Annotated in this window: 24 protein-coding genes and 1 pseudogene; 5 read left to right on the top strand and 20 right to left on the bottom strand. The window is 42.6% G+C overall.

Going from position 1 to position 24,399, the window contains the following annotated elements; all coding sequences use genetic code 11:
- Positions 1 to 20: 20 nt before the first annotated feature.
- The 11 genes from KIH88_RS00740 to KIH88_RS00690 form a co-directional block, all read right to left on the bottom strand.
- The gene (locus KIH88_RS00740; RefSeq protein WP_000253936.1) at positions 21 to 344 is read right to left on the bottom strand and encodes an AzlD domain-containing protein; all 324 of its coding nucleotides are present in this window, start codon (positions 342 to 344) and stop codon (positions 21 to 23) included.
- Positions 334 to 1,029: an AzlC family ABC transporter permease gene (locus tag KIH88_RS00735; protein WP_081730819.1), complete on the bottom strand. Its 696-nt coding sequence runs from the start codon at positions 1,027 to 1,029 to the stop codon at positions 334 to 336. Before KIH88_RS00735 ends, KIH88_RS00740 begins: the two co-directional genes overlap by 11 nt.
- A 158-nt stretch (positions 1,030 to 1,187) precedes the next feature.
- Positions 1,188 to 2,414 (bottom strand): MFS transporter, encoded by a 1,227-nt coding sequence (locus KIH88_RS00730; RefSeq protein WP_033584774.1) that lies wholly within the window; start codon positions 2,412 to 2,414, stop codon positions 1,188 to 1,190.
- A gap of 70 nt (positions 2,415 to 2,484) precedes the next feature.
- A complete protein-coding gene (locus KIH88_RS00725) occupies positions 2,485 to 3,150 on the bottom strand; it encodes a CPBP family intramembrane glutamic endopeptidase (RefSeq protein WP_033584772.1) in 666 nt (221 codons plus the stop codon).
- Positions 3,151 to 3,161: 11 nt separating this feature from the next.
- On the bottom strand, positions 3,162 to 3,836 hold the full coding sequence (locus KIH88_RS00720) for a CPBP family intramembrane glutamic endopeptidase (protein WP_213988597.1): 675 nt from the start codon (positions 3,834 to 3,836) through the stop codon (positions 3,162 to 3,164).
- An 18-nt stretch (positions 3,837 to 3,854) separates the two neighbouring features.
- Positions 3,855 to 4,076 carry a hypothetical protein gene (locus KIH88_RS00715; protein WP_213988677.1) on the bottom strand — a complete coding sequence of 74 codons (222 nt, stop codon included), beginning with the start codon at positions 4,074 to 4,076 and terminating at the stop codon, positions 3,855 to 3,857.
- 282 nt (positions 4,077 to 4,358) lie between these two features.
- Positions 4,359 to 5,222, bottom strand: a complete 864-nt coding sequence (locus KIH88_RS00710) for an Rgg/GadR/MutR family transcriptional regulator (RefSeq protein WP_213988598.1) — start codon at positions 5,220 to 5,222, stop codon at positions 4,359 to 4,361.
- 103 nt (positions 5,223 to 5,325) lie between these two features.
- Positions 5,326 to 6,336, bottom strand: a complete 1,011-nt coding sequence (gene tsaD / locus KIH88_RS00705; RefSeq protein ID WP_213988599.1) for a tRNA (adenosine(37)-N6)-threonylcarbamoyltransferase complex transferase subunit TsaD — start codon at positions 6,334 to 6,336, stop codon at positions 5,326 to 5,328.
- On the bottom strand, positions 6,326 to 6,763 hold the full coding sequence (rimI, locus tag KIH88_RS00700) for a ribosomal protein S18-alanine N-acetyltransferase (RefSeq protein WP_213988600.1): 438 nt from the start codon (positions 6,761 to 6,763) through the stop codon (positions 6,326 to 6,328). The genes tsaD and rimI overlap by 11 nt, the downstream gene beginning before the upstream one ends.
- A complete protein-coding gene (gene tsaB / locus KIH88_RS00695) occupies positions 6,760 to 7,443 on the bottom strand; it encodes a tRNA (adenosine(37)-N6)-threonylcarbamoyltransferase complex dimerization subunit type 1 TsaB (protein ID WP_213988601.1) in 684 nt (227 codons plus the stop codon). Before tsaB ends, rimI begins: the two co-directional genes overlap by 4 nt.
- A gap of 314 nt (positions 7,444 to 7,757) precedes the next feature.
- Entirely contained in the window at positions 7,758 to 7,973 is a 216-nt protein-coding gene (locus KIH88_RS00690) for a hypothetical protein (protein WP_084874784.1), read from the bottom strand.
- 1,003 nt (positions 7,974 to 8,976) lie between these two features.
- Between KIH88_RS00690 and KIH88_RS00685 the strand changes: the two genes are divergently transcribed.
- Both KIH88_RS00685 and rnjA read left to right on the top strand, forming a co-directional pair.
- On the top strand, positions 8,977 to 9,210 hold the full coding sequence (locus KIH88_RS00685; RefSeq protein WP_000639581.1) for a DNA-dependent RNA polymerase subunit epsilon: 234 nt from the start codon (positions 8,977 to 8,979) through the stop codon (positions 9,208 to 9,210).
- 1 nt (position 9,211) lies between these two features.
- Positions 9,212 to 10,891 (top strand): ribonuclease J1, encoded by a 1,680-nt coding sequence (gene rnjA / locus KIH88_RS00680; protein ID WP_000331964.1) that lies wholly within the window; start codon positions 9,212 to 9,214, stop codon positions 10,889 to 10,891.
- Positions 10,892 to 11,244: 353 nt separating this feature from the next.
- Here the strand turns inward: rnjA and mnmG are convergent, their stop codons facing one another.
- The 8 genes and pseudogenes from mnmG to KIH88_RS00640 all read right to left on the bottom strand — a co-directional run bounded on the left by mnmG (position 11,245) and on the right by KIH88_RS00640 (position 19,943).
- Positions 11,245 to 13,158: a tRNA uridine-5-carboxymethylaminomethyl(34) synthesis enzyme MnmG gene (gene mnmG / locus KIH88_RS00675; RefSeq protein ID WP_213988602.1), complete on the bottom strand. Its 1,914-nt coding sequence runs from the start codon at positions 13,156 to 13,158 to the stop codon at positions 11,245 to 11,247.
- Positions 13,148 to 13,578, bottom strand: a pseudogene (locus tag KIH88_RS00670) (NUDIX hydrolase). The gene mnmG and the pseudogene KIH88_RS00670 overlap by 11 nt, the downstream one beginning before the upstream one ends.
- Before the next feature lie 8 nt (positions 13,579 to 13,586).
- On the bottom strand, positions 13,587 to 14,042 hold the full coding sequence (locus KIH88_RS00665) for an NUDIX hydrolase (RefSeq protein ID WP_213988603.1): 456 nt from the start codon (positions 14,040 to 14,042) through the stop codon (positions 13,587 to 13,589).
- 140 nt (positions 14,043 to 14,182) lie between these two features.
- Positions 14,183 to 15,304, bottom strand: a complete 1,122-nt coding sequence (gene mnmA / locus KIH88_RS00660) for a tRNA 2-thiouridine(34) synthase MnmA (RefSeq protein WP_001282944.1) — start codon at positions 15,302 to 15,304, stop codon at positions 14,183 to 14,185.
- A 318-nt stretch (positions 15,305 to 15,622) separates the two neighbouring features.
- Positions 15,623 to 17,014: an argininosuccinate lyase gene (argH, locus tag KIH88_RS00655; protein WP_213988604.1), complete on the bottom strand. Its 1,392-nt coding sequence runs from the start codon at positions 17,012 to 17,014 to the stop codon at positions 15,623 to 15,625.
- 27 nt (positions 17,015 to 17,041) lie between these two features.
- Entirely contained in the window at positions 17,042 to 18,238 is a 1,197-nt protein-coding gene (locus KIH88_RS00650; protein ID WP_213988605.1) for an argininosuccinate synthase, read from the bottom strand.
- A 15-nt stretch (positions 18,239 to 18,253) separates the two neighbouring features.
- On the bottom strand, positions 18,254 to 19,060 hold the full coding sequence (locus KIH88_RS00645; protein WP_213988606.1) for an ABC transporter substrate-binding protein: 807 nt from the start codon (positions 19,058 to 19,060) through the stop codon (positions 18,254 to 18,256).
- Between the two features lie 277 nt (positions 19,061 to 19,337).
- Positions 19,338 to 19,943 (bottom strand): LysM peptidoglycan-binding domain-containing protein, encoded by a 606-nt coding sequence (locus KIH88_RS00640; protein ID WP_213988607.1) that lies wholly within the window; start codon positions 19,941 to 19,943, stop codon positions 19,338 to 19,340.
- A gap of 241 nt (positions 19,944 to 20,184) precedes the next feature.
- On the opposite strand from KIH88_RS00640, the gene sdaAB reads away from it, so the two are divergent.
- Genes sdaAB through KIH88_RS00625 form a run of 3 tightly spaced genes read left to right on the top strand, consistent with a single transcriptional unit; the run spans position 20,185 to position 22,388 of the window.
- Positions 20,185 to 20,856 (top strand): L-serine ammonia-lyase, iron-sulfur-dependent subunit beta, encoded by a 672-nt coding sequence (sdaAB, locus tag KIH88_RS00635; RefSeq protein WP_057488864.1) that lies wholly within the window; start codon positions 20,185 to 20,187, stop codon positions 20,854 to 20,856.
- Positions 20,857 to 20,864: 8 nt separating this feature from the next.
- Complete coding sequence (gene sdaAA, locus KIH88_RS00630) at positions 20,865 to 21,737, top strand: L-serine ammonia-lyase, iron-sulfur-dependent, subunit alpha (protein WP_000500031.1); 873 nt, start codon at positions 20,865 to 20,867, stop codon at positions 21,735 to 21,737.
- Between the two features lie 21 nt (positions 21,738 to 21,758).
- Entirely contained in the window at positions 21,759 to 22,388 is a 630-nt protein-coding gene (locus tag KIH88_RS00625) for an HAD-IA family hydrolase (RefSeq protein ID WP_213988608.1), read from the top strand.
- A 95-nt stretch (positions 22,389 to 22,483) separates the two neighbouring features.
- Here the strand turns inward: KIH88_RS00625 and KIH88_RS00620 are convergent, their stop codons facing one another.
- Positions 22,484 to 24,334, bottom strand: a complete 1,851-nt coding sequence (locus KIH88_RS00620) for a polysaccharide biosynthesis protein (RefSeq protein WP_001035719.1) — start codon at positions 24,332 to 24,334, stop codon at positions 22,484 to 22,486.
- Positions 24,335 to 24,399: the final 65 nt, after the last annotated feature.

Here is a 24,399-nt window from a genome sequence, read left to right as displayed (position 1 = left end):
AGGTTTTTTTTATGGCTGATTTAAAAGACCAGACGCAAGACTGCAATCAAGACTACCCCAAAAAGAACCGTACCTACTAGATTGCGGTAGCGAAAGGCTACCCAAGCCGTTGGAAAGACTGCTAAAAAGTCCAGCCATTTGATTTGAGGGAGACTGCCAACTTTGCCAGTCACTACGCTTGAAAGGATCAAGGCAAAGATAATGGAAACAGGCAAAAACTTCAAAAACCGCTCGACGATAGCTGGCAAGCCCTTGTACTTAACCAAGATGAAGGGAATCATACGGGGAATCCAAGTCACTAGGCCTGAAAAGATAACGGCTAACAAAAGATATTTACTGACCATCTAAGACCACCCCCATGGTACAACCTAGCAAGGTCGCAAACAAAACAGCTAGCGACTGAGACACTACTGTCAAGAGCAAAAAGAAGGACACCGCAACAACGGCTAGGATTAGTAGCAGATTCCGTACAGGAACCCGTCTTTGCATAATCTGAAATTGTGAAGTAAAAATCCCGATAAACATCCCAACAAGGGCAAAGTCTAAGCCAAAGACTTCAGGATTTGGAAGAAGGCCACCTAAAGCCGTCCCCGCCACTGTCCCAATAAACCAGGCTACATAACTATTGAGATTGTTCCCGTGCATCCACATAGGATGGACTTTATCTGTATGGGCTAATTCTCCCATCAAAACGCCATAGGTCTCATCTGTCAGGAGACTAGACATGCCGATATTTTGCCAGAGACTAGTATGACGGAAATAGGTCGATGCATGCAAGCTCAGCAAAAAGAGTCGCAAGTTGATCAAAAAGACCGTCATAGCAATAGCTGCCACAGGCGCTTGTACCGCAATCAGTGCCAACATGGCAAACTGGGCGCTCCCGGCATAAACAAAGAGGCTCATCAAGCCCATCTCAACAGGTGTCACATAGGGCGCACCGATAATCCCACAAGCCAGACCGATACTAACATAGCCGAGGGCAGTCGGCATGGCCGCATGTACACCTTCCCAAAATCCTTTTTCTTTCATCCTTCTCCTCATATTTTCTCCAGTTGAGGCTGTTCATCATCACAGCCACAGCACGGACTATTATAACATATTCAAAGAAGAGAAAAAAGTCTGCTGATTTTGGCCGTCATAAAAAGACTGGCGATCCAGTCTCAAACACCTATTATACAAATTCTCCTCTAAATGCTCTCACGAATATTCAAGAGCATGACAAATGCGGTTAGGAGTAATAGCAATAGAATAAAGCTGACCGCTAGGACCCCAAAACTTGTAGCAATCGTTACGAAAACGATTGTGAATAGACTTGGTAAGACAACCGTAATAGCACCAATAGAGGATTGAACCGCTCCCATTGACTCCTCAGGTATTTGTTTAAAGACGAGTTCTTGCAATCTAGGAGAGAGTAACCCTGCGATGAAGGCATCCAAGGAGCTGAAAAGCAGAATCAAACCAAAATGAACTGTGGCAAATCCTACTAGAAGGAGTAACTGGATGACGACCGAAGCGTATAGAGCTGTTTTTATAGAAATCGTATTTTTCAGATAGCCACTTACAAGGCTTCCGACAATAAGTGCTAACAATTCTAGTGTTGATAACAAAGCGAGTGATTGACCAGTTTGTAAATCCAAAAACGGTTGGTTTCTTAAAAAAAGAGTTGAAATAGGAACAGTAACATTAATCACCGCTTGGCTGATAGAGACGATAAATAAAATGAAGATCACTCTATCCATATTCCAGATCAATTTTGATGATTGGAACAAATGCTGGCAAAACGATTTTATAGAAAGACCTTCTTGATAGCTAATTGTTTTTTCAACTTTCAAAAGATCATTTTTTATGAGAAGAATACCTACAAATGCTATCAGAAACGTCAGAGCGTTTAGCAAGGAAATGAACTGAATGGAAAGAATTCCTAGTAAAACCCCTCCTAGAATATTACTGATTGTCCGAACTAAACTAACTGTTGATTGTTTAAAGCCAATAGCTTCTGTCAGATGTTCTTTCCCAATGATTCTTATAAAAATAGGAGTAAGCATGGCTCCTGAAAAGTAACTCAATGTATCCGACAAAAGGTTCATTAAACAAATAAAGAATACAAGCCATAAGGAAAAGGGCTGCCCTGAAAGCGAAAGCGCCACTATAGAATAAAGTACAAATTTGACAAAACTAATAACCGTATACTTTAGAACACGATGGTGTTGAAAGTCAGCCAAAACTCCCATAAAAATTTGCAGAACTTGAGGAACAGTCTCTGAAATCGTAATGAGTAAAATTGCCAAGGGGGCAAACGAAGCATCTGCCACATAATTCAAAAAAGCAAGATAAAAAATTGTATCCCCAACCATTGAAATCCACTGGTTGATGGTTAGTTGCCTAAAATCTCTATTTTGAATAAATACTTTCATCGCAACTCCTTTTTGAGTTCAAATGGGAACTTTTCCCCAAGGATAGACCGATATTGCTGAGCACCCAAAATTACAGCAACGGTAAAATTTGACCAATGCCATTGTAGACTATGTGCAGTCCAATAGGCCAATAAATGGACTTTGTCACTCTAAATAAGACTGCAAATATGAGACCGCCACCCATATATACGAAAAAGTCTGTCAAGACCCAACCGTGGTTACTAATGTGCAAGATTCCAAACAAAGCAGCCGAACCGAGCACATCCAGTCCCCATTTCTTTCCTTTTTCCAGAGCTGTCATCACCAATCCACGATAAATCATCTCTTCAAAAATAGGACCTGCAATCACAGGATAGAAAAAATACATCAAAAATGCCGTTGCTCCCGTAAAAGTAGGAACATCCAGTTGATAAGCAATTTCATTTTTGGTAGGCGGAAAAATAAAAAATGTGACGAAGTTCCAAATAACAAAAGCTAGGAGAGATAGGAAGCAATAGAGAAGATAGGAACCTCTAAATTTTCGACTGTTGATTTTCTGCCATTTCCCTGACCGAATCATAACAATAATAGCAAGCAGAACCACAAGAAAATTCAACAGCATATCTGACAAATAATAGGCAAAGTCAGATAGACCAGCAGCAAGGTCGCTATGTAAAAGCAAACGAATGAAGAACTGGTCAGAAATGACAAGTAGAATAGCTATTAAAAAATAGTAGCGTGAGATTATCTTTTTCATATTTCATCTTTCTAATACCCAAACACCAGTAAACTGACGATGATTAAAAAGGTATTCCACAAGATGTGAAGGGCCATTGACCAATAAATTGAACGTGTATAACGAAAGAGCATGCAGAGTAGCAGACCTGCTCCTGCATAAACGATGAAGTCTGTTAACACCCATCCATATTGTAAAACATGGATGAGACTAAAGAGTGTGGAAGAAATGATAACATCAATATAGTATTTTTTAAATTTAGATAGGGCTGTCATCAGAAGTCCGCGGAAAACTAATTCCTCAACTATCGGAGCAATAAGACTGCCGTAGAGAATACGTGTCACAAAATAACTAATTCCCGTCAAATTGGCTACGGTTTCTTTTATAGCACTACCATTTTGCGTGTTGGGAAAGATTCGAGTCGTTATATTTACCCACAAAAACATCAATATAAAGGAAAGAAAGAAGAGACCCAGATAGGACCAACGAAACTGGAAGCGACCGTACTCTTTCCAACGTTGACTCTTAACAAGAACCACAGTAGCAGCAATTCCTTCAATTACTATCAATAAAATTTGAACCCCATAAAATCCAAAATCTGATAATTGATCCATAAACTCTAATCTCACTACTAAATTAAAAATCAAGTAATAAGACATAAGTACCAAAATGGTCCCTAGGTAAAATTTCGTTTCTTCCCTTTTCATAGTTTTTTCTCCTAAATGTTAGTTACGACGTTTTCCAAACAGTCCTTCAATCAGCCCACTCGACCAATCAAATGCCCCATAAGGTCTGGGACTAATACCTCTACCTCCCCAAGCAGGCAAAGCACTACCACCACAACCAATATTTTCACCCACACAAGCCATAGTGAAATTTCCACCGTAAACCTGCTCTAACTCCGCTGCTGTTAGTTCCATTGTTTCTGCAAATTGTAAATTCAACATCATTTACACTCCTTCAATTATTTTATTCGTAAACCACTTCTGCGACCTAGGATTTACTTCAAGTGCTTTACAAGAATAGTATAGCACGGAAATCAGTCTATTTTAGAAAATCGCATATTTGATATTTTTTCTTATGGAAATTTCACATTTGCGATTTTGATTGATTTGATTATTTCACTGATATAATATGGTTACTATTAGATAGGAGGACATGAAATGAAGAAACAAATCATAGCATTATTGACAATCGTTGCTGATATTATTATCATTTCCCATCTTTAGCTAATTGATAAGTTCTTTATATTGCTGCAAGCGTAGTTCAAAAAGGGCTGTTAATTGTGGATTTTCTAATATTTGCAGAGATTGGATAAAGTGTTCAATTTCTTTCTGATTGCTTCCCTTAGTTTGAAGGAAAATGCTCATCTTCTTTAAAAACTGCCACAATAATTTCTCAAAAACATCGTATGGTCGGAGCATACTCTCCAACTCGGCTTCAAAGATTGGGATATAAGAAAAAAGTTTGCGCTCCATGAGCTCTGATATGATATTCAGAAAGCCACTTTTCATATACAGTCTATTGTGTGCCAATTCTTTAAATTCCTTGGATTTTTCAAGTAAAGAGGTGGATAAAAAAATCAGATCTTGATTACTTAAGAAAGGCATGGTATTGCAAAAAAGATAGAGTTCAAACCAGGTCCAAGACTCGATAGCATAGAGATAGCTAGTCAAAAACTCGCTATCCTCCTCTTCTAGCAGATAGTTTTTATCTAGAGAATGGATAGCGTTTTTAATCACAATAGCGTTCAAACGACGATAAGTCTTCGCCATCTGTTCTTGCTCAACTTCCTCTAATAGTTGCTCTAAGCCAGCCATATCTTGATGGGCAAAGCGATCTACAACCTTTCGTCCAAATCGCATATGTGGTGATTCTTGATAATTGTTAAGCTTGTGTCCAAACTCGTCGAAGGTTACATTTATCCCTTGGATAGCTAGAATCAGTTTATCCGCAGACAACATAGACTGCCCCAGTTCAAACTTAGATAACTGAGAAGCTGTTAGACCCTCACAAGCCACATCTGACTGCTTGAGTTTCCTCGCCAGCCGCAATTCCTTGTAAAATTCTCCCAATTCCATTCTCTCAATCATCTGACCGCCTCCTATTCTTTATATATTATATCATTATTTTTATATTTTTATCAAAATTTTCTGACATTTCGGCGAGCAAAAAAGCCAGCCTTAAGCTGACTCTTTATTCCATAGTATCAAAGGCGAGGCTTGGTTTGGCGTTGAGGTCCAAGCCTGCAAAGTTTTCTTTGTTCCACTCGCTAACGCTTGCATAAGCAATCATACCTGCATTATCTCCGCAGAGACGCAGGGGTGGGATGATGACCTTGACATCAGTGATTTCGACTGCCAAGCGTTCTCTAAGACCTTTATTGGCTGCTACACCACCTGCCACTACCAGAGTTTTAACAGGATATTTCTCCAAAGCCTTCTTGGTTTTTGCCATGAGAATATCCATGACAGCAGCTTGGAAGGACGCACACAAGTCCTCTGTAGACAGGCTTTCTCCCTTTTGCTCAGCATTGTGGTGAAGATTGATAAAGGCAGACTTCAAACCTGAGAATGAAAACTCCAGATTGTCTTCCTTGATCATGGCACGAGGGAAGTCATAAACATCCTGACCTTGATGGGCCAACTCGTCAATCTCACGACCTGCTGGATAAGTCAAGCCCATGACACGACCGACCTTGTCATAAGCCTCCCCAACTGCATCGTCTCGTGTCTCCCCAACAATCTTGTAATCGCCAGCCTCTGACACATAGACCAACTCTGTGTGTCCTCCGCTGACCAAAAGTGCCAACAAAGGAAACTCCAAAGGCTCCACACTCTGAGCTGCCATGAGGTGGCCAGCCATGTGGTTGACGGGGATAAGTGGCAGGCCATGTGCCCAAGCAAAGGCCTTGGCAGCTGACAAACCAACTAGTAAGGCTCCAACTAATCCTGGTCCGTAGGTAACGGCAACGGCTGTTACGTCCTCTTCGGTAATTCCTGCTTCTGCCAGTGCTTCCTCGATACAGGCTGTAATAACCTCGACATGGTGACGGCTAGCCACTTCTGGCACTACGCCCCCAAAACGTTTGTGACTCTCAATTTGACTCGCAATGACATTGGACAAGAGCTCATCGTCGTTTTTCAAGACGGCGACACTGGTCTCATCACAGGATGTCTCAAATGCTAAAATATATCTATCCTTCATCTATTTCTCTCTTCATGATAATGGCGTCCTCAACTGGGTCATGATAGTAAGCCTTTCGCTCAGCGATGATCGCCATCTTTTCTTTCTTGTAAAATGCTTGCGCTCGTTGGTTTGACTTTCTGACTTCGAGGAAAATCTCCTTGGCTGTCGGCAATGTTGCAAACAAGGCTGACGCAATCCCCTGACCCTGATAGGCTCCTTTGACAGCGATTTGCAGGACTTCTGCCTCAAAGAGATTCTCCTGCACAGCTAGAAAGCCAATCACTTCTGCCCCATCATAAGCCAGAGCATACCAAGTCTGATCTTGGGATAGGTCTGCTTGGATTTGTTCCAGCGTCCAAGGACTGACTGGGTAAACATCTACCATAACAGCATAGATAGCTTGAGCCAAGTCAGGTTGCTGTTGGATTCGTTTGATCTTTATCATAGGCGTTTAATGTAGGACTCGCCAGACTCGGTGTGATTCTTGAGCCAGTTTTCCTCAGCCTCAACTCGTTTGAGGTAATTTGGCACAAAGTCGTGCAAGGAGTCTGCTTCCTTATCCCAAGCCCAAAGAGCTAGATTAGCTGCATTTGGCAAGGTTTCTTGGTAGCTGGCTTGTGGTAGTTGTTCTTGTATTTGTCCCACAAAGGCTCCAACTTCTCCGACAAAGGTCACCTGGTCAGCATCCTTGACTTTTTCTAGCACTCCCGCAAAGGACAGGTGTGCTTCTGGTATGACAGGTTTGGCATTTTCATAAAACCCTGCATAAACATTGTTGCGACGTGCATCCATCAGGGGAACAAATAAGCCTTCTTGTTGGCGTGGTACCAGAGCCAAGAGGCTGGATATGCCAACTAACTCAATGTTCAGGGTATGAGACAAGGTCTTGGCAGTTGCTACCGCAATTCGCAAACCTGTGTAACTACCTGGCCCTTCCGCTACCACGATTCGGTCCAAATCCTTGGGTGTCCAATCCAAACTTGCCATCAAAAAATCAATGGCAGGCATGAGAGTAATACTGTGATTTTTCTTGATATTAATCGTCGTCTCGGCAAGAACCTGCTTGTCCTCTAAAATGGCTAGAGAAAGAGCCTTGCTGGACGTATCAAAAGCTAATACTTTCATAACACATTCCTATCTTTTTGTCTGTTTACTATTATACTACAAAAGCCAGCGCATGGGAATTTTCTTTATTTTGAAACAAAAGTGCCTGCCACTTAAACAAGCAATTCTGCACAAAAAATTCAAAAAAGTTGTAGCTTTTTTGAATAGAAAAGTGAACAAGGAAATTGGAAGATTCTTCATAGGAAGTTTAGATAAGTCATATATGTTTCAACGCGATTTTCGATGCAAGAGATCATCATCGTAAAAATAGAAAAAGTCCATCCCATCTATCAAGACAAGGTGGATTTTCTGTATATCTAGAGGAATAATTGACTTTAGGCATTTAAACCAAAGTAGAAAACGAGCCAGACAACATAGGTGACCAGGAGGAGAAAAATTGAATAGAGCGTCACAAAAGCAAGCTTCCAAAGGAACTTTGTTTTGCGGTGTTCCAGATGCGCAAACAGGGCATTCCCCCCATAGACACAGGCTACAAAGACTATAAACATCAAGAGGCGAACCCCTACTGCAAATTCAAACAAACTAAACATTCTTAATCCTCCTTTTGGTATTCCTATTTTTATATAAACTGTTGACAATGTTGGTATGTCAATGTTAAGATAGAACCAAACATTGGTAGGAAAATCAGGTTGAGTCTTTGACTCTTCGGGTTGCGGTGCTATCCCTGAAACTTCGGTTTCTAAAGAACTGGAATTGCGATTAAATAGTTCGCCCCCAGTGTTAGATGGCTCTTGACTTCGGTCAAGGGCTTTTTGGTGCTTTTAAAGTTGATTCCCTCAGTAAGTTATAGTAAAATATAAATATTGAGAGGATAACGTAGGGCGACTGGTAACAGAGCGTTCAAAGGTACCAACTTCTGGTACGGGTGTGGGACTGCCCTCAGCTTTGAGCTGTAAAGACCCCTGACTACCATTGGTCCTCTCTTTTTGCTTACTCTTAAATTAAGGGCTTGTCTTTGCCTGTTTAGTAATCACTCCACTCCATCTTGCTATTTCTACATCGTTATACTTATAGATTGACTTCTTAGCCTCATAGATGATAGAATTAAGTAAAGGCTGAGATCAAGTTTGATTTGGTGACAAGTCATTCAAAGGTTGCGATACATTCGCTTCAGGTAGAGGTGCTGCCATCTGGACTGCTCCAGGAAAATCCCCGAGTTTTGTCTCAGCCTTTTTGGTTGCTCTTGAGATTACTCAGGAGCTTTTTCTTTTTTCAAAGATATCATTCTGTCCCAACCATCCACTCCAACGATTAATGAAACTAGAACTGTATTCTTCCTTAAATCTACTATCTCTTTAGATTCCCCTTTCATTATAACACCTAAGTGCTCTCCGACCAAATCCTACCTATCTTTTTACTCCTTCTTCCCCTCCTGACTTTCTCCATTTCCGTCTTTTACTAATTTTTCATTTTGTGGTATAATTGAAATAATTGTAACGAATCAAGGTCAATCTAGACACAAAATGGAATGAAATCAAGCAAATCTCTGCTAAAAGTTTGGAATAAGCTGACCTGTAAATAGAAAGGAACTATATGATTTACAAAGTTTTTTATCAAGAAACAAAAGAACGTAGCCCACGTCGTGAAACAACACGCTCACTTTACCTAGACATCGATGCCAACTCAGAACTTGAGGGCCGTATCGCTGCTCGCCAACTTGTCGAAGAAAACCGCCCAGAGTACAACATCGAATTCATCGAACTCTTGTCTGACAAATTGCTAGATTACGAAAAAGAAACTGGCGCTTTCGAGATTACGGAGTTCTAATATGGCCTACACTCTTAAACCTGAAGAAGTTGGCGTTTTTGCCATCGGTGGTCTGGGAGAAATCGGGAAAAATACATACGGAATTGAATACCAAGACGAGATTATCATCGTCGATGCTGGGATTAAATTCCCAGAAGATGACTTGCTCGGTATCGACTACGTTATCCCCGACTACTCTTACATCGTAGACAATATTGACCGCGTCAAGGCTGTTTTGATCACACACGGACACGAGGACCACATTGGTGGGATTCCTTTTCTGCTCAAACAAGCAAATGTCCCTATCTACGCTGGACCGCTTGCCCTGGCTTTGATCCGTGGAAAACTCGAAGAACACGGCCTCTTGCGCAACGCCAAACTTTACGAAATCAACCACAACACTGAGTTGACCTTTAAAAATCTCAAGGCAACTTTCTTTAGAACCACTCACTCCATTCCAGAGCCTTTGGGGATTGTCATCCATACTCCTCAAGGAAAAATCGTCTGTACGGGTGACTTCAAGTTCGACTTCACTCCAGTTGGTGAACCTGCAGACTTGCACCGTATGGCAGCTCTTGGTGAAGAGGGTGTTCTCTGTCTCCTCTCTGACTCGACAAATGCAGAAGTGCCAACCTTTACCAACTCTGAAAAAGTCGTTGGCCAGTCCATCATGAAGATTATCCAAGGCATCGAAGGTCGTATCATCTTTGCATCCTTTGCCTCAAATATCTTCCGTCTCCAGCAAGCAACAGATGCTGCTGTTAAGACTGGACGCAAGATTGCGGTCTTTGGTCGTTCTATGGAAAAGGCCATTGTCAACGGGATCGAGCTTGGCTACATCAAAGCTCCTAAGGGAACCTTTATCGAGCCAAATGAAATCAAAGACTACCCTGCAGGCGAGATTCTAATCCTCTGTACAGGTAGTCAGGGTGAGCCGATGGCAGCCCTCTCTCGTATCGCCAATGGAACCCACCGTCAGGTGCAACTCCAACCCGGCGATACTGTTATCTTCTCTTCTAGCCCAATCCCTGGAAATACCACTAGCGTCAACAAATTGATTAACACTATTTCTGAAGCTGGTGTCGAAGTTATCCACGGTAAAGTGAACAATATCCATACATCTGGACACGGTGGTCAGCAAGAGCAAAAACTCATGCTCCGCTTGATTAAGCCGAAATACTTCATGCCTGTCCACGGTGAATATCGTATGCAGAAAGTCCACGCTGGACTAGCGGTGGATACGGGTGTCGAGAAGGACAATATCTTTATCATGAGCAATGGTGATGTGCTTGCTCTTACTGCTAACTCAGCCCGTATCGCAGGTCACTTCAATGCCCAAGACATCTATGTCGATGGAAATCGTATCGGTGAAATCGGTGCGGCTGTCCTCAAAGATCGTCGTGATTTATCTGAAGACGGTGTCGTTCTAGCAGTCGCAACTGTTGACTTTAAATCGCAGATGATTCTGTCTGGCCCAGACATCCTCAGCCGAGGCTTTGTCTACATGAGAGAGTCTGGTGACTTGATTCGCCAAAGCCAGCGCATCCTATTCAATGCAATTCGTATCGCACTGAAAAACAAGGACGCCAGCGTCCAATCTGTCAATGGCGCCATTGTCAACGCCATTCGTCCTTTCCTCTATGAAAATACAGAACGTGAACCGATCATCATCCCTATGATCCTCACCCCAGATGAAGAATAATACTCTTCGAAAATCTCTGCAAACCACGTCAGCTTCGCCTTGCCGTATATATGTTACTGACTTCGTCAGTTCTATCTACAACCTCAAAGCAGTGCTTTGAGCAACCTACGGCTAACTTCCTAGTTTGCTCTTTGATTTTCATTGAGTACAAGTCAACAAAACAGCCCCGATTTTTCGGAGCTGTTTTTCTCTATGCTTTCTTTTGATATTAAAACTCAATAAAAATTGAAATCAGACTAGAAGGCTAGGCGAAAGCATAACTTAAGCTAGCTCCCATAGTTCGGGGAACTATGGGAGGCTGTAGATGAATCAAAGCCAAGCTTTGAACCCATTCGTAAGAAGCCGACGACGTATCATTTTGATTTTTGAAGAGTTTTTGAAATACTACGATTTTTACCTTCAAGATACACCATCAAAATAGAAATGTCTGCTGGGTTTACTCCCGAAATACGGCTAGCTTGGCCGATAGTTTCTGGATTGATGAGTTTGAACTTCTGGCGAGCTTCTGTCGCGATAGAATCAATATCATCCCAGTCGATATTGGCTGGAATGCGTTTTTCTTCCATGCGTTTCATCTTGGCAACCTGATCCATGGCTTTGGAAATATAGCCTTCGTACTTGATTTCTGTTTCAATCAATTCGATAATCTTGTCATCTAAGTCCTCAGCAGCTGGTCCGATGAAGGCCACCACATCTTGGTAAGAAACTTCTGGCCGACGGAGAAATTCTTTGGCTGTCACCGCATCGGTCAATGGCTTGAAGCCCATCTCCTCAACCTTAGCATTGGTTTCCTTGACTGGTTTGAGTTTGATGCTATCTAGTCGCTTCATCTCATTGTCAAATTGATTTTGCTTGATTTCAAAACGAGCCCAGCGTTCATCGTCAACAAGGCCAATCTCGCGCCCCATCTCTGTCAAACGCATATCAGCATTGTCATGACGGAGGATGAGACGGTATTCAGCACGACTGGTCAAGAGACGATAGGGTTCAATAGTTCCCTTGGTCACCAAGTCGTCAATCATCACCCCGATATAACCGTCACTGCGCTTCAAAATCAACTCAGGCTTGCCTTGGATTTTCAGAGCCGCATTGATACCCGCGATAATCCCTTGACCAGCAGCTTCTTCGTAACCTGACGTTCCATTTGTCTGACCAGCTGTGAAGAGGCCTGAGATTTTCTTGGTTTCCAGAGTCGCACGCAACTGGTGAGGTAAGACCATGTCGTACTCAATGGCATAACCAGTTCGCATCATCTCAGCATTTTCCAGACCTTTAATGGAATGAACCAGCTCGCGCTGTACATCCTCAGGCAGACTGGTTGATAAACCTTGAACATAAACTTCCTCTGTATTGCGCCCTTCTGGCTCAAGGAAGAGTTGGTGACGTTCCTTGTCTGCAAAGCGCACAATCTTATCCTCAATCGACGGACAGTAACGAGGTCCCACACCCTTAACTACACCCGTAAACATAGGCGCACGGTGGAGGTTGTTTTGGATAATCTCATGACTGGTACCGTTGGTATAAGTCAACCAGCATGGCACTTGGTCCTTGACATAATCCTCATCACGTGAAGTGTATGAGAAGTGATTAGGGGCCTCGTCTCCTGGCTGAATCTCTGTCACGTCATAATTGATAGAGGAAGCCTTAACACGTGGAGGCGTTCCTGTCTTGAAACGGCCAATTTCGAGTCCCAGTTCCTTGAGATTATCAGCTAGGTTAATCGAAGCCAGGCTGTGGTTTGGTCCTGATGAGTACTTGAGGTCTCCAATGATGATTTCACCACGAAGTGCAGTCCCTGTCGTCACGATAACAGCCTTGGTAGCATACTCTTGATGGGTAGCTGTACGCACACCGACAACCTTGTCATCTTCCACCAAAATCTCATCAATCATGGTTTGACGAAGGGTCAGATTCTCTTGATTTTCAACTGTCTTGCGCATCTCCTTAGAGTAAAGTTCCTTGTCAGCCTGCGCACGAAGGGCACGGACAGCTGGCCCCTTCCCTGTGTTGAGCATCTTCATCTGTATGTAAGTCTTGTCAATATTCTTGGCCATTTCCCCACCGAGGGCATCCACTTCACGCACGACAATCCCCTTGGCAGAACCACCGATCGAAGGGTTACAAGGCATGAAAGCCAACATTTCGATGTTGATGGTCGCAAGCAAGACCTTACAGCCCATACGGCTGGCAGCCAAGGAAGCCTCAACCCCAGCATGTCCCGCACCGATTACAATAATATCGTATTCTTCCGTAAAATTATAAGTCATTTCTTAACCTTTCAAAAATTTCTCGCAAATAAGGAACTAACTTCTCCTCCTCTAGAGCTTGATCCATAGTAACCCATTTAAAGTGTGTATGCTCTTCAGGATCCAATCTGATAATTGACTTCTCCCCAACCCACTCTGCTTTATAAACTAAGCGAGTAAATACCGTATCCTTAGAGGTATCCAGTTGACTATCTTCGTGAAGAAGTTTGAGCGAACTGCTATCTAGTCTAACTCCCGCTTCTTCAATGCATTCTCTAAGAGCACCATCTTGCGGAAGTTCACCCTTTTCAACTCCGCCACCAGGAATATCCCAGTAAGTCGGATAAACTTGGGTTCTCCTCTTTTAATTTCCGAACGCTGAATGAGCAAATAATCACCACCACTATGAACAAGTACATGGGCAATAAGCTTAACCATCATTTTCTCTCCTATTCTTCAAGATGAATGTGTCTTAGTTGGCCGTCCCAATCCGGTAGAGCTGTTTTCAAAAAGGCTGGAACTAGCTGGATATTCTGGAGCTGATCCAAGTCAATCCACTCACAGGGCTGCCTTTTCTCATCTTCCTGCATGGTCAATGGTGCATCCTCAAGCAAGTCTACCAGATAATGAAACTCGATGTTGTGATAGGAAACACCGTCTTGTTCAAAACGATTTTCAACTACAAAAGCTAGCTGCCCAGCTTGAGCTTTGACACCCAGCTCTTCCCTCACTTCACGAACTACCGCTTCTTCCGTACTTTCATTGACTTGAATCGCACCGCCGATAGTGTAATACTTGCCCTTATCTTTGGTAACTAGGAGCTTGCCATTTTGAAGAATCAAGGCTGTCGCCCGAACACCAAAGACTGTATTTCCCACTTTTGTCCGAAAGTCTTGTTGAGTCATTTTTATCCTTTCCCTTAAACGACACAAAAACAGTCAAAACTCCAAAGAAGTGCAGGACAAAAAAGCCTGCAACATCCATGAGCTTTGACCATCATTTCTATTGCTTTTATTATTGTAGCAAATTGAGAAAATTTGTCAATCTAAATGTACTGACAAACTTGTCCATCGCGGTAGGCATTGTCAATCAAACCGCCACCTAGACACTCTTCACCATCGTAAAAGACAACTGCCTGTCCTGGTGTGATCGCGCGTTGCGGTTCCGCAAAGATAACTTCTGCCTTATCTCCTTTAACATGTACTGTCACCTTAGAGTCAGGCTGACGGTAGCGGAATTTAGCTGTACATTCGAGCGTAAATTCCTCTGGCATGTCACGAGTAAAGTGAACTTGACTGGCCTCTAGACTGGTTGACATAAGCGAATCATGGTAGAAACCTTGTCCGACATAGAGGATATTCTTGCTTAGGTCTTTTCCGACAACGAACCACGGCGCATTGTCTCCTCCGTGTTGCCCACCGATACCGAGTCCGCCACGCTGACCAATCGTATAATACATCAGACCTGCATGCTCACCCATATCGCGTCCATCCACAGTCATCATGCGACCAGGCTGAGCTGGTAGGTAGTTGCTGAGAAAGTTTTTAAAGTTCTTTTCTCCGATAAAGCAAATCCCTGTCGAGTCTTTCTTCTTGGCAGTCGCAAGGCCTGCTTCTTCTGCTAGTCTGCGGACTTCAGGCTTTTCCAAATGCCCCAGTGGGAACATGGTTTTTTGGAGTTGTTCTTGAGAAAGTTGGCTGAGGAAATAGGTCTGATCCTTGCCATTGTCCACGCCACGAAGCATGTGAACGATGCCATCCTCATCACGCGCCACTCGAGCATAATGCCCAGTTGCTACATAGTCTGCCCCCAAGGTCATAGCATAGTCCAAAAAGGCCTTAAACTTGATTTCCTTGTTGCACATAACATCTGGATTTGGCGTGCGCCCTGCACGGTATTCTGCTAGGAAATACTCAAAAACGCGGTCCCAGTACTCTTTTTCAAAATTGACAGAGTAGTAAGGAATGCCGATCTGGTCTGCCACCGCAGCCACATCCTTGTAATCTTCGGTCGCCGTACAGACGCCGTTTTCATCTGTGTCATCCCAGTTCTTCATGAAGATACCGATCACATCGTAGCCCTGCTCCTTGAGCAAGAGAGCCGTCACCGACGAATCAACACCACCACTCATCCCCACGACAACACGTGTTTTAGAGTTATCACTCATGGTAAGTCTCCCATCTATTCGTTTATTTATACCCCTCAAAATTCTATTTACTAAGACTTTCAATAGAATTTATTTGAGTATAGTCATTTCGTTTGCTTTTAGTACTAGGCAACGAGTCGCAGGCATAACTCGAGTTAGGTAAGACGAGTTAACGACGTAATAAAAGATAAACGAAATGACTAGTTCACGATTGAAGGTCGTGTGTGCTTAACGATTGAAGGTCGCTTGAGCAGTATTCATTATAACACGCTTGGTTGGAGAAGACAAGAAAGAGGCTGATAAATCATCTCAGCCTCTCTTTCTTACTTTATAGACGAATCAAATTTCCCCTTTAAGTTCTTTCTTCGCTTGTTCTATCTGGTATTTCACTTGCTCAAAGCCAGTTCCTCCTAAGGAATTCCGCCTCTGAACAGCGGTTTCTGGACGCAAGTAGATATAAATATCCTCTTCAATCAAGGGATGGTAGGCTTGCAACTCCTTCAAATCCCAATCTTGGATATTTGTACCATGCTTGATAGAATCTAGAACCAATTTCCCTACTATTTCATGCGCTTCTCTAAAGGGGAGGCCTTTTTCTGCCAAATAATCTGCCAGTTCGGTCGCATTCGAAAAATCATTCTCTGTAGATTGCTGCATTTTAGCCTTATTAACCTGCATGCTCGATAGCATACCTGCCAACACATCTAGAGAATTCAAAATCGTGTCTACTGTATCAAACATGCCTTCCTTGTCCTCTTGCAAATCCTTATTGTAAGCCAGAGGCAAAGACTTCATGACGGTCAATAGTCCAAGCAAGTGCCCGTAAACCCGTCCTGTCTTCCCTCGAATCAATTCGGCCATATCAGGATTTTTCTTCTGGGGCATGATAGACGAACCTGTTGAAAAGCTATCAGACAAGCTAATGTACTGATACTCAAAACTGCACCAATTGATGATTTCTTCACAAAAACGACTCATATGCATCATCAAAATGCTGCCATTTGACAGGAATTCTAAGATAAAATCACGGTCACTCACTGCGTCCAAGGAATTGGTATAGGGTTGTTGGAAACCCAATAAATCACTCGATAATTGACGATCGATTGGAAAAGTTGTCCCCGCTAAGGCAGCTGCACCCAGGGGAGATAGGTCCGTATGTTTCAAGTTAAATGCGAATCGCTCGCTATCCCTTTGAAACATATTGTAATAAGCCATGAGATGGTGGGCAAAACTAATCGGTTGGGCGTGCTGCAAATGGGTATAGCCTGGCATGATGGTTTCCACATGTTTTTCAGCCAAATCCAGCAAAACACTGTTCAGATTCGCCAACTTATCCAAGACATGGCCAAGCCGCTCCTTTAGATATAAGTGCATATCCGTTGCGATCTGGTCATTCCGAGAACGAGCCGTATGTAGTTTCCCAGCCAGAGGACCGATTTTCTCTGTCAGCAACACTTCCATATTCATATGAATATCTTCATTTGCAATATCAAAACGAAGCTCTCCTGCCTCTAAATCTCGCAACAAAGCTTTTAGACCATCTTGGATCTGCTCTGCCTCTTCCAAACTCAAAATGCCAGTCTGTCCTAGCATTTGAACATGAGCTAGGGAACCCATCAAATCAAATTTTGCCAGCTGGTGGTCAAAGGAAATACTCGCACCGAACTGCTCTACCCAATCTTCCACAGTGCCTTCAAATCGACCACCCCATAATTTTGTATTTTTCGGCATATCCTGTCGTCCCTTTCTATCTCGTCACTACTCAACATTTTTCTGAACTTCTGAATAAACCTTAGTCGGAAGCCCCCAAAGCTTGATAAATCCAACGGCTGCATCTTGGTCAAAGGTATCCGCACTAGTATAAGTCGCCAAATTTTCATCGTAAAGAGAATTTGGAGATTTCCGAGCCACTACCTGAGCATTCCCCTTATAGAGTTTAACTTTTGCAGTTCCATTGACAACTTTCTGTGTCTCCTTGATATAGGCAATCAAAGCCTGAGTTGCTGGGTTAAACCACAAGGCATTATAGATGAGATTGGACAACTCATTTTCGATAATGGGTTTGAAATGAGCCACTTCTCTCACAAGAGTCAAGTCTTCAATCTCCTTATGAGCTGCCAATAAAGTCACAGCACCTGGGCACTCATAAATCTCTCTTGACTTAATACCAACTAGGCGATTTTCCACATGGTCAATCCGTCCGACACCATGTTTGCCTGCAATTTCATTGAGCTTTTGAATCAAATCTGCCACTTTCATCTTCTTACCATTAAGGGAGATGGGCACCCCGCAGCTAAACTCAATGTCAATAAATTCTGGACTGTCTGGTGCCTCTTCTGGAGAAGATGTGATTCCAAATGCTTCTTCTGGTGCTTGGTTCCAAGGGTTTTCCAAAACACCACATTCATTTGCACGTCCCCATAGATTTTGATCGACAGAGTAAGGATTGTCAAGGTCGGCAGGAACTGGAACACCGTTTTCTTTGGCATATTGGATTTCTTCTTCACGAGACCATTTCCACTCACGAACAGGCGCAACTACTTTTAAATTGGGATCCAAAGCTGCAATAGAGACTTCAAACCGAACTTGGTCGTTTCCCTTACCTGTACAACCATGAGCAATTGTAGTTGCCCCCGTCTGATGAGCTATTTCAACGAGTTTTTTTGAAATAAGAGGGCGACTCAGAGCAGATACCAAGGGATACTTCTGTTCATAGTAAGCATGAGCCTGAAGGCCCACTAAAACATAGTCATTAGCAAATTCTTCCTTAACATCAATGACATAAGACTCAACAGCCCCAACCTTGAGAGCTTTATCGTGGATGAACTCCAAATCTTTTCCTTCACCCACATCCATACAAACAGCGATCACATCATAGTCTTTTTTTAACCATGTAATAGCAACTGATGTATCCAATCCACCTGAATAGGCCAAAATGACTTTTTCCTTACTCATTTCTCTTCCTTCTTTCTATTTTTCGATAGAGGCTTTAAAAGCATCGTCAATCAATTTGTCCAACTCCCCAGAATCCTTCAACTTCTGGATGGTTTTATCAACCGCCTCTTTTAATTCTTTACTGTCTTTTTTCATCGCAACAGCGTAGGAATCTTCTTTGTCATTGTCAAAATCAAACTCAGCGATGGCTAGGTCTGGATTATTCTCTACAAATCCTTTCGCCACTGGTTCCTCAAAGATAACCGCATCCAGTTGCCCTGATTTCAAATCTGTTATCAAATTTCCATTTTTAGGAAGTGAAACGAGAGAAGAATCCTGCAAGGTTTCTTTGGTCAGAGTTTCCTGGATAGAACCTTTCTGCGCTCCAACCTTTTTCTGAGCCAAATCCTTGACTGATTGGTAATTCGTTAATTCAGCTTTTCTTACGATAACCTTATTTTTCGAAGTGTAGTAGGGAATTGAAAAATCGTAAACTTGACTTCTCTCTTCCGTTTTAGAAACACCTGATATGGCAAGATCGGCTTTGCCTGAATCAAGACTAGCCAGTACATTATCAAAACTCATTGGAGAGAACTCCTCTTCTACACCTAGTTCCTTTGCGATGGCTTTGGCTAGCTCAACATCTGAACCTACAATCTGATTTTTCCCATCAACCAATTTCTGGTATTCAAATGGAGCAAACTCTGGATTTAGAGCCACCACCAATTTTCCTTTAGCCTTAATGGCTTCAACACCTTGGGATTGAGTGTTACTACAAGCAAATAATAAGGGAAACATAAGCAAACCAAACATCGTCATCAACACCTTCTTCACTTTATTCATAGAAGAGCCTCCTTTTATTTTTATACTTTATTATTGTATAAATAATACTCTTCCTATTCTCGTTTGTCAAGAAAAACTGTATTTTATTTCATTTTAATCAAGAAAAGGCTTATTATATGATATATTTTTACACATAATAAGCTTATTTATACTATTTGAGTTTTAAAATAATTTAAAGAATTTCGTTGGAATTATACAAATAGAGCATTGCTGAGAAGATCGTTACACTTTTTGTTCTTGAAAAACAAAAAAAGAGCCCTAAAGGACTCTTGTATTCTTAATACCAACCGTTGTTAAGCCAGAAGTTCTTGGCAGCTGTCCATGAACCGTAACGTCCTGCAACGTAGGCATCTGCTACACGTTCTTGGTTTTCAGCTGAGTAGTCACCGTTCAAGTATGAATCTGTCAATTGGTAACGTCCGATGTATTGGCCGTTTGTAGCTGTGTAACTACCACCTGATTCTTTTTGAGCGATCCATTCTTTGGCTTCTGCTTCAGAACCACTTACAGTAGATGTTGCTACAGTGTTGCTTTCTGCTGCTGGTGCTTCATAAGTTGTAGTTGCAGCTGGAGCTTCTTCAACTGTTTCTGTAGCTACTGGAGCTGTTTCTTCCGTTGTTGCTGCTGGAGCTGTAGTAGAAGCTGTTCCTTCGATAACCAAAACTTGGTCAACATAGATAAGGTGGATATCTTTGATGTTATTTTTTGCTGCCAATTTTTCAGCAGTCGTGTTGTACTTCTCAGCGATTTCTGAAAGAGTATCACCTGATTTAACAGTGTAAGTTACAGTTTCTTGTGCAGAGGCAAGAGCTGGGGCAAAGAAAGCAAGCAAAGCTGCTACTCCTGCGATAGTTGTTTTGATTTTTTTAGTTGTTAATGACATATCTAAAAATTCTCCTTCCATTGAATATATCTATGATACCTTTTAAATGTTACCGTTGTTTAACGGTTATATGTAGAAATATTACAAAAATGTTTTATATTTACCGTTTTAAGGAGGCTTTTGTCACAAAAGGCCTTATTTTATACCATCTTTAATCATTTTGAGCTTTTGATAAGGGAAACAAGCGCAGAGGTCCATTCTTTGATATAATAGTTATAAGAATCTTTATAAGGGGAAACAGATGCAATCACTTCGTTTTCAATCTGTCTTTGATATTATCGGACCAGTCATGATTGGCCCATCAAGTAGCCACACAGCTGGAGCTGTTCGTATTGGGAAAATCGTCTCCTCCATCTTTGACGATACGCCGACAGAAGTCGAATTCCAATTATTTAATTCATTTGCCAAGACCTACCGTGGTCATGGAACTGACCTTGCTCTCGTCGCTGGTATATTAGGTATGGATACGGACGATCCTGATATTCCAAATAGCCTAGAGATTGCCCATAAACGTGGTATCAAGATTGTCTGGACCATTCAGAAAGATAGCAACGCTCCTCATCCTAATACCACTAAAATTACTGTGAAGAATGAACACAAATCCATCAGTGTGACAGGAATTTCCATCGGTGGGGGAAATATCCAAGTTACGGAACTTAACGGCTTTGCTGTCTCTCTCAACATGAACACACCGACCATCATCATCGTGCATCAAGATGTTCCAGGTATGATTGCCCATGTTACTGAAGCCCTCTCTCGTTTCGATATCAACATCGCGCAGATGAATGTGACTAGGGAAAAAGCTGGAGAAAAAGCCATCATGATTATCGAAGTCGATAGTCGAAGTTGCGAAGAGGCGATTGAAGAAATCCGAAAAATCCCTCATCTCCACAATGTCAATTTCTTTAAGTAGGAGGAAACATGTTTTATTCTATCAAAGAATTGGTCGAGCAGGCGGATCTAGACTTCCAAGGAAATGTCGCAGAACTCATGATTGCGACAGAATATCAATTAACCGGTCGAGAACGGCCAGAAGTTCTCCTCCTCATGGAACGCAATCTAGAAGTCATGAAAGCCTCAGTTGAGCTCGGTCTCAGTGAAAATAAATCCCGTAGTGGCTTAACGGGTGGCGATGCTGCCAAACTAGACCGCCATCTCAAAAGTGGCAAGGCCTTGTCTGACTTTACCATCCTATCAGCAGCCCGTAATGCCATCGCGGTCAACGAACACAACGCTAAAATGGGTTTGGTCTGTGCCACCCCAACCGCAGGAAGTGCTGGTTGTTTGCCAGCCGTTCTCACTGCTGCTATCCAAAAATTAGACCTTAGCCACGAAGAACAGCTGGATTTCCTCTTTGCTGCTGGTGCCTTTGGATTGGTTATCGCAAACAACGCCTCTATCTCAGGTGCTGAAGGTGGCTGCCAGGCCGAAGTCGGCTCTGCCTCTGCCATGAGTGCCGCAGCCTTGACCTTGGCTGCAGGTGGAACCCCCTATCAGGCTAGCCAAGCCATCGCCTTTGTCATTAAAAATATGCTGGGTCTCATCTGTGACCCTGTCGCTGGTTTGGTTGAAGTCCCTTGTGTCAAACGAAATGCCATGGGAGCCAGCTTTGCCTTTATCGCGGCAGATATGGCCTTAGCAGGTATCGAGTCTAAGATCCCTGTCGATGAAGTTATCGATGCCATGTACCAAGTCGGATCCAGCCTCCCAACTGCCTTTCGTGAAACGGCTGAAGGTGGACTCGCAGCCACCCCGACTGGTCGTCGCCTACAAAAAGAAATCTTCGGAGAATAAGCTTATCTACTAGGAGAAATCATGCCCTCTATCTCAGCTATCTTTTTTGATCTAGACGGAACTCTGGTTGACAGTTCCCTAGGGATCCACAATGCCTTTACCCATACCTTTAAAGAGCTAGGAGTTCCAAGCCCTGATGCCAAAACCATTCGTGGTTTTATGGGACCGCCACTTGAAAGTAGTTTTGCAACGTGTCTTCCCAAGGAGCAAATCTCGGAGGCTGTTCAAATCTACCGTTCTTACTACAAGGAAAAAGGAATCCACGAAGCCCATCTCTTCCCCCGAATAACGGAATTGCTCCAAGAGCTTTCGCAAAACTACCCTCTCTACATCACTACAACCAAGAATACTCCTACTGCTCATGATATGACTAAAAATCTAGGAATCCATCATTTCTTTGATGGCATTTACGGCTCTAGTCCGGAAACGCCACACAAGGCGGATGTCATCCGTTTTGCCTTGCAAACGCATCAACTACCTGCAGACCAAGTCCTTATCATCGGAGATACCAAGTTTGATATGATTGGTGCCCAAGAAACTAGCATTAAAAAGTTCGCTGTTACTTGGGGATTTGGAGAAGAGGCTGATTTGCTCAGCTATCAACCTGACTGGATTGCCCGTACCATTGACGACATCATTAAGCAACTATAAATAGTACAACGATTTGAAATTACAGAGTAAAAAGGCCAAGGTCCTGTTTGTACAGGACCTTGGCCTTCTATTTATAATTAATTGGTTGGACACTCTTACTCAACGTGGGTTGTCTCATTTGCAAAGGAAATAATCGCTTCTTTGAGCTCATCTCCGCTGAGTGAACGGAACTCTTCAATCTTTTGATCAATGGCTTCTAGAGGCATGACGTTAACCTTACCAACGAAAATCTTATCCATGACTTGGTTATCAACCAATTCGGTCGAAACCAAGAGTTCTTCGTAAAGTTTTTCGCCTGGGCGAATACCGACTTCAACGATTGGAATTTCACTTTCCGTGTGCCCGCTTAGAAGGACCATTTTTTTAGCCAAGTCGTAGATCTTAACGGGTTTGCCCATATCAAGGATAAAGACTTCTCCATCCTTAGCATAAGCACCAGCATGGATGACCAGACGGCTAGCCTCTGGAATGGTCATGAAGTAACGTGTCATACGGAAGTCTGTCACCGTTACAGGACCACCTTCAGCAATCTGACGTTCAAAGACAGGAATCACGCTACCACGACTACCGAGAACATTCCCAAAACGAACTGCACAGTAGGTTGATTTACTACGTTGGTTAAAGCCAGTGACAATCAATTCTGCCACGCGCTTAGTCGCACCCATAACATTCGGTGGATTGACCGCCTTGTCAGTCGAAATCATGACCATCTTAGGTACTTTGGCCTCATCAACAGCCTTGGCAACATTATAGGTCCCGAGGATATTGTTCTTGAAGGCTTCTTTTGGATTGCGTTCCATCATTGGAACATGTTTGTGGGCTGCAGCATGGTAGATGATAGCTGGTTTGTACTGTTCAAACACTTGTAAAAGACGATCATAATCCTGAATATCTGCAATGACAGGAACATAATCAATCCCTTGGAATTTACGAATCAACTCATGATAAATAAGGTAGATTGAATTTTCACCATGTCCAAGCAAGACGATACGCTCTGGGTTGAAGCGGCTAATCTGGCGACAAATCTCCGAACCAATCGAACCACCGGCTCCTGTCACCAAGATGGTCTTACCTGTAATTTCTGCACCCAGACGTGATTCGTCAAGGCGAATTTCCTGACGGCCCAAAAGGTCTGTGATATCAATTTTTTGGAAACCACTACCTGATTGATGTAAACCTTGAACAACTGTCTCAACTTTAGGCATCTTGTAACATTTGACACCTAGTTTATTACACATCTGCAAAATACGTTCATACTCTGATGGATCAAGCGAAGGGATTGCTACGATAACACGCTCGATTTGGTGGCGTTTAGCTAATTCAGGTAGATTGTCGTAAGAACCTAGAACTGGGATTCCACCTAGTTTTTGCCCTTTTTTCTTTTCATCGTTGTCCAAAATCCCCACTATCTCAAGCTCACTGGTTGGATGTTGGTAGCTATTCATAAAGAGGGCACCACCATCTCCCGCACCAATCAAGAAGGTACGGCGATGCTCTCCATCTCCACTACCCTTTTTACGTTTGGAATAAATCAACTGCCAGGTGATGCGAGGAAGCAAGATGAGGAAGGTACTCAACAAAATGAAGAGCACGATGAAACGGATAGAAAATAATGGAAGAAAGGCATAGCAGATTCCATAAGAAAGAACACTGCTGAGAGTCACTCCAAAAAAGATTTTCATAAAATCCGTAATCTTACTGTAGCGACTAATACTAGCATTCAGCCCCCAAAATGCAATTATGATTTGATAGAGAAGGAAGGCTAAAAGAGTGTAGATCACATAGTCCACAGGCGCAGGATTTATAAGGCCATAAAACAAGATATAAGATACGATGATGGAAACCACCATACTCAGAATATCAAATATCCCCCAAAATACTTGTTTTTGCTGTTTATTTAAAATTTCAACCAGATCAATCACGTAATCTGTTAGTTTTTTATTCATAGGAATTTACTCCCCCTTAAAAGAGTCAAATGATACTATTGTTATGATAACCCGAATCGTTCAAT

This window comes from Streptococcus oralis, assembly GCF_018448765.2.
Classification (GTDB): domain Bacteria; phylum Bacillota; class Bacilli; order Lactobacillales; family Streptococcaceae; genus Streptococcus; species Streptococcus oralis_BM.
Note: the sequence above shows the minus strand (reverse complement) of the source record. Positions and strands in the feature narration are given on the sequence as shown.